This window comes from Natronoglycomyces albus (assembly GCF_016925535.1).
Lineage (GTDB): Bacteria > Actinomycetota > Actinomycetes > Mycobacteriales > Micromonosporaceae > Natronoglycomyces > Natronoglycomyces albus.
On sequence record NZ_CP070496.1, the window covers coordinates 1682514 to 1693410 of the forward strand.

8 protein-coding genes are annotated in these 10897 nt (G+C 64.8%); 6 read left to right on the forward strand and 2 right to left on the reverse strand.

What is annotated here, in order from left to right:
* Positions 1-42 precede the first annotated feature (42 nt).
* The gene (locus tag JQS30_RS07180; protein ID WP_246498103.1) at positions 43-1290 is read left to right on the forward strand and encodes a sensor histidine kinase; all 1248 of its coding nucleotides are present in this window, start codon (positions 43-45) and stop codon (positions 1288-1290) included.
* On the forward strand, positions 1291-1920 hold the full coding sequence (locus JQS30_RS07185; RefSeq protein ID WP_246498104.1) for a response regulator: 630 nt from the start codon (positions 1291-1293) through the stop codon (positions 1918-1920). It begins immediately after the preceding gene.
* 204 nt (positions 1921-2124) lie between these two features.
* Here JQS30_RS07185 and JQS30_RS07190 read toward each other — a convergent pair whose 3' ends face one another.
* A complete protein-coding gene (locus tag JQS30_RS07190) occupies positions 2125-3015 on the reverse strand; it encodes a M56 family metallopeptidase (protein ID WP_213172680.1) in 891 nt (296 codons plus the stop codon).
* Positions 3012-3380 (reverse strand): BlaI/MecI/CopY family transcriptional regulator, encoded by a 369-nt coding sequence (locus JQS30_RS07195; RefSeq protein ID WP_213172681.1) that lies wholly within the window; start codon positions 3378-3380, stop codon positions 3012-3014. The genes JQS30_RS07190 and JQS30_RS07195 overlap by 4 nt, the downstream gene beginning before the upstream one ends.
* A 160-nt stretch (positions 3381-3540) precedes the next feature.
* On the opposite strand from JQS30_RS07195, the gene JQS30_RS07200 reads away from it, so the two are divergent.
* From JQS30_RS07200 to JQS30_RS07215, 4 genes are all read left to right on the forward strand, one after another.
* Positions 3541-5073, forward strand: coding sequence for a cytochrome ubiquinol oxidase subunit I (locus tag JQS30_RS07200; protein WP_213172682.1), 1533 nt, complete (start codon positions 3541-3543; stop codon positions 5071-5073).
* A gap of 29 nt (positions 5074-5102) precedes the next feature.
* On the forward strand, positions 5103-6170 hold the full coding sequence (cydB, locus tag JQS30_RS07205; RefSeq protein ID WP_213172683.1) for a cytochrome d ubiquinol oxidase subunit II: 1068 nt from the start codon (positions 5103-5105) through the stop codon (positions 6168-6170).
* Positions 6170-9610: a thiol reductant ABC exporter subunit CydC gene (cydC, locus tag JQS30_RS07210; protein WP_246498139.1), complete on the forward strand. Its 3441-nt coding sequence runs from the start codon at positions 6170-6172 to the stop codon at positions 9608-9610. The genes cydB and cydC overlap by 1 nt, the downstream gene beginning before the upstream one ends.
* A gap of 137 nt (positions 9611-9747) precedes the next feature.
* Entirely contained in the window at positions 9748-10893 is a 1146-nt protein-coding gene (locus tag JQS30_RS07215; protein ID WP_213172685.1) for a class I SAM-dependent methyltransferase, read from the forward strand.
* Positions 10894-10897 lie beyond the last annotated feature (4 nt).

The following is a 10897-nucleotide window of genomic DNA, read 5'->3' on the forward strand; positions in this document are numbered from 1 at the left end:
CGTTCCCAGCAGCCTTCCCGCTCAAAGACGGAGAATCAACGCATGCGTTTGAATCAGTCGCAAGGTTCCACCGATGAGGAGACGTCTCCCGACCGGGCACGGCCCGAACTGGCGGTGCGGGCGATGCTGATCGGGCAGCACCTCATTGCGGTGGTGTTGACTCTGATAGGTATCGGGCGCGCGATCTTCGAGGGCACTCCGGTTGCCGCGGCGTTGACGGCGGGCCTGGTCGTCTTCGTGTGGTACGCCTCGGGGATGGTTGGGTCGCAACTGGCGCGGCCCGCCTGGTGGATCACGGGGCTGGCGCTGGTGTGGGTGGCAGCGGTAGCGGTGTCGCCGGAGTTTGTGTGGCTGGCGTTCCTCATATGGCTGCTTGCTGGCCAAATGCTGCCGCGTTGGTGGTCGGTAGGTTTGTCTTTCGCCGTCTTCCTGGTCGTCGCGGTGGCCCCGGTCGCGCATGAGGGAACCACCACCTATGCGAACATCATTGGGCCGTTGATCGGCGGCGTCTTCGCCCTGGGGATTTCGCGCGGATACCTTGAACTGGTTCGGGACGCTCGGGAGCGGGAACGGCTGGTGTCCTCGTTGATTGCGGCACAACGGGAGATGGCCGATCTTCACGATGAACTCGCCCGTGCGCAGCGCCATTCGGGCGCGATCGCCGAACGTACCCGACTGGCGCGCGATATCCACGACACGGTCGCGCAAGGACTGTCCTCGATTCGGCTGCTGGCTCATGCTAGGGCCGACGCTAGCCACGATCAGGTCGCTGTTCACGCTTTTCGGCAGGTCGAGGCACTGGCTCAGGATAGTTTGGCCGATATCAGACGCATTGTGGACGCTTTGGCTCCCGCTGAGCTAGAAGATAACGCACTGGCCACAGCATTGGAGCGCATGCTCACCCGTTTTCAAGACCAGACCGGTGTTGCCACGAAGCTCCACGTCGATGAGTCTCTTCCTGTGTTGCCGACGGTGACGGAAGCGGCCCTATTGCGTACCGCTCAATCGGCTCTAGCTAATGTTCGTCAACATGCCGGGGCGAACCGGGTCGTGGTGAGCCTCATCGATGCCGAGGACGTGGTGCGGCTTGACATCATTGACGATGGGCGAGGTTTCGATGTGCGAAGGTGGGATTCGTCGGCCTCGGTTTCCGAATCTAGCTATGGGCTGCATTTCATGCGGTCGCGTTTGCGTGAGCTCGCTGGTGGGCTTGAGGTTGAAAGCACGCCTGGAGAGGGAACCGCGCTCTCGGCCTTTCTTCCTCTTTACACGGTGACGGAGGAGATGTAAATGATCGCGAGGGTGCTGCTCGTCGATGACCACCCAGTCGTCCGAACTGGGCTGCGCGCTGTCATCGATGCCCATGAGGGGATCACGGTGGTTGGCGAGGCCGCTACGGGAGAAGAGGCCATAGCTCTAGCCAGCCATTTGCAACCAGACGTCGTGTTGTGTGACTTGCGCCTGGGGGAGGGACTCGATGGGGTGGCGACGACGGCGGCTTTGCGTGCCGCTGCGTTCGCGCCAGCGGTCCTCATCTTGACCACATTCGACCGGGACGCCGAGATCCTGAGCGCGATGGAGGCGGGTGCGGCCGGGTATTTGCTCAAGGAAGTACCGCCGGAGACGATCATCGAAGCCATCCGTACGGCGGCCAACGGAGGAATGTACCTTCCTGGGGAGCTTGCCACCCGAGTGGTTCGGGGCATTCGCAAGCCTGTGCCACGTCTGACCGAACGTGAGCTCGATGTCCTGAAGCTACTTGCCACCGGCGCTTCGAACCAGGAGATAGCGCGTTCGCTCTTCGTTACCGAAGCCACTATCAAAAGTCATCTCACGCATATTTTCCGCAAACTTGAGGTCGACAGCCGTTCCCGCGCCGTCCATATTGCTCAAGAGACCGGCTTGATCTCGTCTCATTAGCCGCAAACGGCACCTTCGGGATTCCCCTCATCTCGCTTACCTGCCCAACCTGCGGGTGGCTGGCGAGCGCTCGGTGAGGTGCCCTCAGCAGGTCCCTCGGTACTGAATGAGGCAATCGGTTCGGGTCGCCCGGCGGGTTTCCGCGCTGCGACCGAGGTGCTCGATGGGGCCGCTGCCCACACCTGAGTCGTTGCGATGTGCCCGTTAGACGATTGCCAGGGCCACAGTGGGGACGGCCACGAGGGCGATGGCCGCCATCAAGGCGAGGGCGCGCCCTGGCATGGACAGCGGTGGCAACGGGTCGGTGAGTCGGGCGACTCGCGTTGCTTCGTTGTGCTCGGGGCCGCTGTGGGAACCGGCGGCGAGAGAAATCGCGTGCGCGAGGGTATCGGCATCGCAGGTGCGACTGGCGCGGTCGTCAGCCATCATCTCGATGAGTTGGGACACTGAGGACCGGGCTACTGCCGTGCTGGGAATCCACGGTAGTGCCTGGTTCCAGGCCATGAACGGCAACGCCAGTATGTCGTGCCGATAGTTCAGGTGGGCGTACTCATGGGCGATGACCGCATCCAATTCGCCCTTGGCGAACGTGTCACGCATACCGCTGGTGACCACGAGGAGCGGCGGTGATCCAGGGACGCAGTAGGCGGCGGGCCGGTCGTGGTCGATGACGATGGTTTCGGGTCGATCGGGGTCGTCGCGCGCCAAGAGCGCCACCGAGTCGCGGTGCTGTTGGCGTTGCCGCCTGGTGCGGAGCGCGCTGATGGCCAGAGCGATAGTCAGCTGCGCGCTGAGGGCGGCCGCGATTGCCAGCGCCGCGATATGCGGCGCGGTCAGGTGCGCGAAGGGTTCCCCAGCTAGGGTCTGCCGGGCAAAGGCGGCTAGGGACGAGGGCAAATGATGGTCCAGCGGGGAGAGCGCGTAGATCAAGGGTGCGCCGATGAGTGATAGTCCGCCCGCCAAGCCGATGGCCTGCCACACAATGATGGCGGCGATCGGGTCGCGCTGGGGCCAGCGGGCTCGGGCGAGGACTCGTGGCACGGGCCAGGCCAGTGCGATGGCGAGTGCCGTCAGCCCGAGCCCAGTGATAATCATGTGCGGTCATCCGGGCGTTTGCCGAGCACGCGCTGGAGGAGGGTGCGCAGGCCCGCGTCGTCGCGGGAACCTCCGACGAAGCGGGCCAAGACGGCTTCCCGGTCGGGTGCTTGGTCGAGCACTTCGTGCATGAGCGCGGCGACGTGTTCTTCTCGGGTGGAGGCGGCTATGTACCGTTTGCCGCGCCCCTCGCCTTCCCGGCGCACGAAGCCTTTGGTTTCGAGGCGGCTGAGGACGGTGTGGACTGTGGTGGCGGCCAGCTCTCGGTCGCCTAGGGCTGAGCGCAATTGTGAGGCGGTGCGGGGGGTGGGGTCGTTCCACAGCACGTCCATGACGGCGCGTTCGAGTTCGCCCAGGGTTGCCACGTGTCACCTCATTCGTGTCGGGTCGGTTCCGTCACCATATTCTACCGCTTGTGGAAGAGTGGGGCTAGGGTTGCTATTCTACGTCGCGTAGAAACAAATTCTACGATGCGTAGAAAAGTTCGGGATGTAGTTTCCGACCCGTCAACGTGAGGACTGGCCGATGGAATTCGACCTCACCGCGCTCGACCCGGTCACGCTGGCCCGGTGGCAGTTCGGCATCACCACCGTCTACCACTTCCTCATGGTCCCGCTGACGATCGGCCTCGGTCTCACCGTGGCCATCATGCAGACCCTGTGGCACCGCACCGGCAACGAGGTCTACCTGCGCATGACCAAGTTCTGGGGCAAGTTGTTCCTCATCAACGTGATCCTCGGTATAGCCACCGGCCTGGTGCAAGAGTTCCAATTCGGGCTCTCATGGAGCGAATACAGCCGCTTCGTCGGTGACGTCTTCGGGTCCCTCCTAGCACTAGAGGCCCTGCTGGCGTTCTTCCTGGAATCGACCTTCCTGGGGCTATGGATCTTCGGCTGGGGTCGCCTGCCCAAACGCGTCCACCTGGCCACCATCTGGGCGGCCGCCATCGGCGCCATCGTCTCGGCCTACTTCATCATCGCGGCCAATTCCTGGATGCAGCACCCGGTGGGTATCGAATTCGTCGATGGCCGCCCGGTGCTCAACGACGTGGGCGCGGTGCTGACCAACAGCACGACCCTGGCGGCCTTTCCCCATGCCATCTTCGGCTCCTTCGCCGTAGCCGGGGCCTTCCTCGTCGGTATCTCCTGGTACCACCTGCACCGCCACCACCGGATGCGCCTCGACGATGACGTCGACCGAGCCGTATGGCGTAAATCGCTCAAAGCCGGCGCCTGGGTCTCCCTGGCCGCCTTCATCGGACTGGTTTTCACCGGAGACGTGCAGGCCAAACTCATGTTCGAACAACAGCCAATGAAAATGGCCGCCGCCGAGGCTCTATGTGAGACCGAACAACCCGCCAGCTTCTCCATCTTCGCCATCGGAGAAATCCAAGTCGAAGACTGCGAAGACATCACCTCCATCACCGTGCCCGGCCTGCTGTCCTTCCTGGCCGAAGGCGACTTCGAATCCGAAGTCCGCGGCATCCGTGACTTGGAGGAGTACTACCAGGAGGAATACGGCGCGACCTACCCCGACGACGAATGGCTGGGCGACCGGGCCGGACAACCCATCGACTACGTGCCCAACCTGCCAGTGACCTACTGGGGTTTCCGCGTCATGATCGGCTTCGGCGCCATGTCGGCCGCGTTGTCGCTGGCCGCATTGTGGCTGACCCGAGGCGACCGTCTGCCGTCGTCGCGCTGGCTCATGCGGGCGGCCGTCGGTGGAATCGCACTGCCATTCATCGCCAATGCCGCAGGGTGGATCTTCACCGAGATGGGCCGTCAACCCTTTGTCGTGGTGCCCAACCCCGATCCCGATGGTGTGGAAGGCGTGTTCTTCTACACGGTTCAGGCTGTCTCACCACACATGAGCGGCGGGGAAGTCTTGACATCCCTCATCAGCCTGACGCTCATCTATGGCGCGCTCGCCGTCGTCGAGATCGCCCTCATCACCAAGTATGTCCGGGCCGGGACTCCCGGCGTCATGCCAGATCAGGACGACTCCGACGACGAGCCCTCAGAGGAGAAAAAAGATGTCTTGTCCTTTGCTTACTGACCGGCGCTACCCGAACCGGAGGTACTGACATGGACCTGGCAACGCTCTGGTTCATCCTCATCGTCGTGCTGTGGCTTGGCTATCTCTTTCTAGAGGGATTCGATCTGGGCGTGGGAATGCTGCTGGGTCGTCTCCCTCGCAACGAGACCGAACGCCGCGTCATGATCAACACCGTCGGCCCGGTATGGGACGGCAACGAAGTGTGGCTGGTGACGGCCATCGGCGCGATGTTCGCCGCCTTCCCCCACTGGTATGCCAGCCTGTTGTCTGCCCTGTACCTGCCGATCCTCCTCGTCGTCCTCGCCCTCATCCTGCGGGCCTGCGCCTTCGAATGGCGCGGAAAACACGACTCTGATCGCTGGCGGACCTGGTGGACCGCATGCCTCACGTGGGGCTCGGCCATTATCGCCTTCGGTGTCGGCCAGGCGCTCGCAGCGACCACATTGGGTATTCCCTTGGACGACAACGGCAACCGCCTCGGAGGGGTCCTGGCGGGATTCCACCCGCTTACCTGGATCGGGGGAGTGGCAGCCGTTGGCTTCGCGCTGGTTCACGGAGCCTTGTACGTGGCCCTAAAAACCGAAGGGGACTTGCGTTACCGGGCCCGGAAATTGTCATATCTACTGATCCCCGCCGGGCTGGCTCCACTGGCCACGTGGGCCTACTTGGTCGTCGCCCGGGCCCAAGCGTGGCCTTTGCTGATCGGAGTCGCCGCTACCGTGGTCGCCGGAGCTGTCGCCTGGTGGCGCTCATCGGTCGGCCGCGAGGGCCAAGCCTTCGCAGCCTGGGGCCTCGCCTTGGTCACTGCCATCGCCACTATCTTCACCGCCGCCTATCCGGTCGTCCTACCCAGCTCGATCAGCTCCGATGCCGACCTCACCGTGACTAGTGCCGCCGTCAGCGACTACACCCTCACCGTCATGACCTGGGCCGCAGCGTTCGGGCTGCCGGTCGTCCTCACTTATCAGGGGTGGACGTACTGGGTGTTTCGCCGCCGCCTCTCCACCGGACACATGCCCCAGGTTCACCCGGTCAGGCCGCTACCTGCCCAACCGCCGGACGCGCCCGAGTCCGAGGAATCGCAGGTGCGATCGTGATGATGCGCAAAGGCCCACTGGCTGGCCTCGAACTAAACACCACCGCCCCGGTACTCGCGACCACCGGCATATGCGCCGTGGCAAAGGCGATGGGGATGATCCTGACCGCGTGGGGACTTGCCACCGCCGTCGCCGCCATTGCCGGAGGGTGGGGCGCGAACGCGACATGGTCGTGGATTGAGACGCCCGGGTTGGTCCTCGCCGCGACCGGGATCGGACTGCGCGCCGGGGCCACCTGGGTAGGTGAAGCGGCCGCAGCCCGCACGGCCGTGGGCTTTGAACGGGACCTACGCCGACGGCTGCTAGCGAAGTCTCTCGCCGATCCCTCCGGCTCCACCGGAGCCCGCAGCCTGTTGGCCACCAGTGGCCTCGACGCGGTGCGCCCGTACCTGTCGCGCTTCCTGCCCGCCCTGACCTCATCGGCGATAGTGCCGCTGATCATCGTGGCATGGCTGCTGTACACCGACCTACTCACCGGCATCATCGTCGCCCTCACCGTACCGTTGGTGCCGGTGTTCCTGGCCCTGATAGGGATGCACACCGCCGAGCGCACCGCCGAGTCCACCCGCGCCATCGCACACCTGGCCGATCATGTGGCTCAGCTGGTACGTGGCCTACCAATGCTCGTGGGCCTAGGCCGGGCCGGAGACCAGGCTCAAGCGTTGGCCGACCTGAGCCGCCGCGTGCGGACTCGCACCGTCGCTACTTTGCGCACCGTTTTTCTCTCCTCGATGGCCCTAGAATTGCTGGCGACCATGTCGGTCGCCCTCGTCGCCGTCACCGTGGGGTTGCGCCTCGTGCACGGAACCCTGGACCTACAGACGGGCCTACTGCTGCTGGTGCTCGCCCCCGAGGCGTATGCGCCGTTTCGAACCCTCGGCGCGGCCCACCACTCTAGTGAGGATGGGCGCGAAGCTGTCACACAAGTTAGAGCGATTCTTGAACAAACCTCCGGGACACCACTAGCGGCGCTACCGGGAACACCCGGACAAACGTCGGCGCCGCGCATCAGCGCCACCGGGCTCTCGGTCAGCTACCACGACCGTGAAGGCCAACAGCTACCCAGCCTCGACCTCACACTCGAACCTGGCCGCATCACCACACTCGCCGGCCCCAGCGGAACCGGTAAGTCCACTGTGTTGGCAGTGCTAGCCGGGCACGTCACCGACCGGCACGCGCACATCACCGGCTCGCTCACCGGGCTCGACCGAGACCGCCTCGCGCTGGTCAATCAACACCCCACCGTCACCATGCGACGGGCCATCGATGAGATCGCCCTGCATGTGGACTCCAGCGACCGCGCCCCCATCACCTCGATACTGGCCGAAGTGGGGCTCAGCCACATGGGCGAAGAAGACCCGCACACCTTCAGCCCTGGGCAGAGACAGCGCTTGGCCTTGGCCCGGGCGCTGGCCCGCGTCGACGCGGGCCTAGCCGACACCCTCTTGCTTGACGAACCCACCGCCCACCTCGACTTTGAGGCGGCCGCCCTCGTCGCCATGGCGTTGCGAGCTCGCCGAGGGCGAGCCACGACACTACTGGTCACTCATGATGCCCAGCTGCATGGTCTAGCCGATGCCACCGTGACTTTGCCGGCTTCGCCGGTGCCAAACCTACCGGCTGAGGCCATTCCCACCCGACCGGAACCGGCAAGCACAACCGCTGCGGGACCAGCTGGTACCGAACCGCCGACGGAGGCCGACCCGCATGAGCGCGGCGAGGGTGGAGCCCTTCTGGACCATTCGACCCGCAAACGACTGGCGTTCTCGGCCCTGGTGGGAATCGCGGCAGCGGCAGCTGGAATCGCCTTGAGCGCCACCTCGGCGTGGTTGATCGTCCGAGCCTCCGAACAGCCGCCGCTATTGACGCTGATGGTCGCCATCGTCGGCGTCCGAGCCTTTGGCCTAGCCCGAGCGATTGGACGTTGGGCCGAGCGCGTCAGCTCTCACAGTGCGGTTCTCTCGTGCATGGAAGGGCTCCGACTGCGACTGTGGGAAGCCATGACCCGCCGCGGACCAGCAGTGATGCGCGGAGTGGGGGAGCGCGCGGTCTCGCACGTGATCGGAGACCTTGACCGGTTCCAAGAACAGGTACTGCGCGCTGTCCTTCCACCGATGATCGCTGTGGGTAGCGCCATCGTGGGTGTGGCGATCCTGGCCTTCCTGTCTCCGGCCGCCGCCGGAGCCTTGGCACTGGCAGTTGTGGCCGCCATGATCGGCTCGATTCTGGTCGCGCGGTGGTCTGCGGACCGTGAGTCGGTGCGGATGCGTGCTGAGGCCGAACAACACGTGTCTGTCGCGCTCGAGGCCGCCGTGGATGTGCGAGCGCATCGGGCCGAGGGGGGAATTCTCGCCCACCTAGACTCGGTGGCCGATCGGCAATCGGCCCATGACCGGCGACGAGCGACTGTGGCCGGCGCGGTGGAGGCGATCGTCTTGGCCTCGCTGGGAGCCGCGGCGCTGCTAGCGGTCGTGATCGGGGCCGGGCAGGTCGCCGCTGGGACGTTGGCGGCAACGGGCTTGGCGGTATTGGCGTTGACCCCGTTGGCACTGGTAGAACCGATCGCCGCCGTAGGCCCGGCCGCCCAAGCCGCGCAGGGACTGGGCGAAACCTCGCGCCGCTTGCGCACCGTCATCGACCTTCCCGCGCCGCGCGAACCGGACCATCCGCAAACACCCTCGCAGAACACCAATAGCCTGCGGCTGCGGGACGTCGCGGTCGGTTGGCCCGCTGGGCCCACCATTGCCTCGGGGGTGGACCTGCGGGCCAACCCAGGACAGTGGACGATCCTCACCGGCGACTCCGGGGCGGGAAAATCCACCGTGCTCGCCCTCATCTTGGGATTCCTCCGACCGCGACAGGGCCGCTACCTTCACGGTGCGGACCTAGATGCCATCTGGTCGCCGGAGGTCGACACAGCGGACCTGCTCACCGGTGATGTCAGGGCCCCTATCGCCTGGTGTCCACAAGACGCGGTCTTCTTTGAGGGCACTCTGGGCGCGAATCTGGCGTTGGCTCAACCGAAGGGAGTCTTGACTGGTCCTTCCGGGCAGCGCCGCATGGTCAGCGCGTTGGAGAGGGTCGGCTTGGGTGATCTGCTCGCTTCGCTGCCCGATGGACTTGATACCCGGCTGGGGCCGGAGGGGATGGGGCTGTCCGGGGGTGAACGACGGCGGCTGGCGGTGGCTCGCGCCTTGTTGACCGAGCGTCCGGTGCTGGTGTTGGACGAACCCACGGCGCACCTTGACTCCGCGACCGCCGCAGCGCTGATGGCGGATCTGCGCCAGTGCACGCGAGACAAGGCGGTCATTGTGGTCACTCATGATGCTCTGGCGCGATCCGGCGATCGTCTGGTCTCGCTAGGTGCTGCTCCTCGGGCCTGCGGGAACGTGGCTTCTGCGCACCAAGTCGGGGCTTTGGTCCCGGAGTCCGCTGGCTGATGGCCCCTCGGCTGTGGTCGACACCCATATTTTCCTGGCCTGACTAAAGCAGGATGACCTCGCGCAAAGGTGGTGCGGCGTGCATGCGGTAGAGTCACGTTGATAATGAATATCATTTGCATTCACTGAGGTGTGACGTGATCGACCGCGAAGCCGTGTCTGCCGCCGCTGACGCCGCCTGGCGCGGTGGGCCCGTGGCCGGGCCGCAATTGGCCTCCGCCCGCGACCGGGCCGCACTCTTGTCAATGCATGCGGCCCTTCATTGCTTGGCCCCGACTCAGCGCTTCGACGCGGCGTCCCTAGCCAGAAAAGGTGGTGTCGCCGCCCGTCACGCTCCGATTGTGGACAGATGGCTCGAAGAGCTGGCCGCACATGACATTGTGCGTAGGCACGAACAACAGTGGGAATGGAATGCCGAACCGCCCGCCCGGCAAGCGGTCGACGCCGCCTGGCAAACAGCCCGCGAGCTGGCACCCCGCCGAGGCGAAGGTCGGGCTTTGACCGACTTCTTCGCCCGCTGCGCGGAGCACTGGCGTGAACTCCTCACCGACACCATTGGTGCCCAAACTCTGCTGTTCGAAGACGAGGCGATTACCACCGAGATCTACCAAACCAATGCGGCCAGCCGTTACACCAACGCCGCCGCAGCCGAGGCACTAGCCCAATGCCTGGAACAACACCACGGGCCCACCGCTCCCTCGGCACTGGAAATAGGCGGCGGCATGGGCGGAACCACCGACGTCGTCCTCGACCGTATTCGTCACCTGGCTGCCGACTACCACTTCACCGATGTGAGCCGTTGGTTTCTCGAACGAGGACGCGACCGCTGGGCCGGACGCTGTGGCCTGACCACCGGTTTCTTCGACATCAACGATCCGGCCGCCTGGGAGTCACCCCCGAGGAGGTTCGACGTCGTCCTAGCCGCGAACGTGTTCCACAATGCCCATGACCCCGCCATGCTCAGTCGCCGATTGCGAAGCGTCGCCAACGACTCCGGCCACCTGGTCATGATTGAAACTCACATCGAGCACCTGCCGTTGCTGATGTCCATGCGTTTTCTCATGTCACCACCGACCGCAAAGGTCCCCTTTACCGATGAGCGCGCCAACAACGGCCGCATTTTCCTGCCCATGTCGCAGTGGCGACAGCACCTGCAAGATAACGGCTGGACGGTCCTAGATCTCGTGCCGACCGACCCCGCCGAAACCGAGTCAGACCAGTTGGCCCACCCCGTAGCCCGTTTCGGTCAGCACGTCCTCATAGCCGCTGCGGCGAAGGAGTAAAGAA

What these genes read in the sequence shown, in the direction of transcription:
- JQS30_RS07180 (WP_246498103.1), top strand. Translation starts at nt 43, where the DNA reads ATGCGTTTGAATCAGTCGCAAGGTTCCACCGATGAGGAGACGTCTCCC.
- JQS30_RS07185 (WP_246498104.1), top strand. Translation starts at nt 1,291, where the DNA reads ATGATCGCGAGGGTGCTGCTCGTCGATGACCACCCAGTCGTCCGAACT.
- JQS30_RS07190 (WP_213172680.1), bottom strand. Translation starts at nt 3,015, where the DNA reads ATGATTATCACTGGGCTCGGGCTGACGGCACTCGCCATCGCACTGGCC.
- JQS30_RS07200 (WP_213172682.1), top strand. Translation starts at nt 3,541, where the DNA reads ATGGAATTCGACCTCACCGCGCTCGACCCGGTCACGCTGGCCCGGTGG.
- cydB (WP_213172683.1), top strand. Translation starts at nt 5,103, where the DNA reads ATGGACCTGGCAACGCTCTGGTTCATCCTCATCGTCGTGCTGTGGCTT.
- cydC (WP_246498139.1), top strand. Translation starts at nt 6,170, where the DNA reads ATGATGCGCAAAGGCCCACTGGCTGGCCTCGAACTAAACACCACCGCC.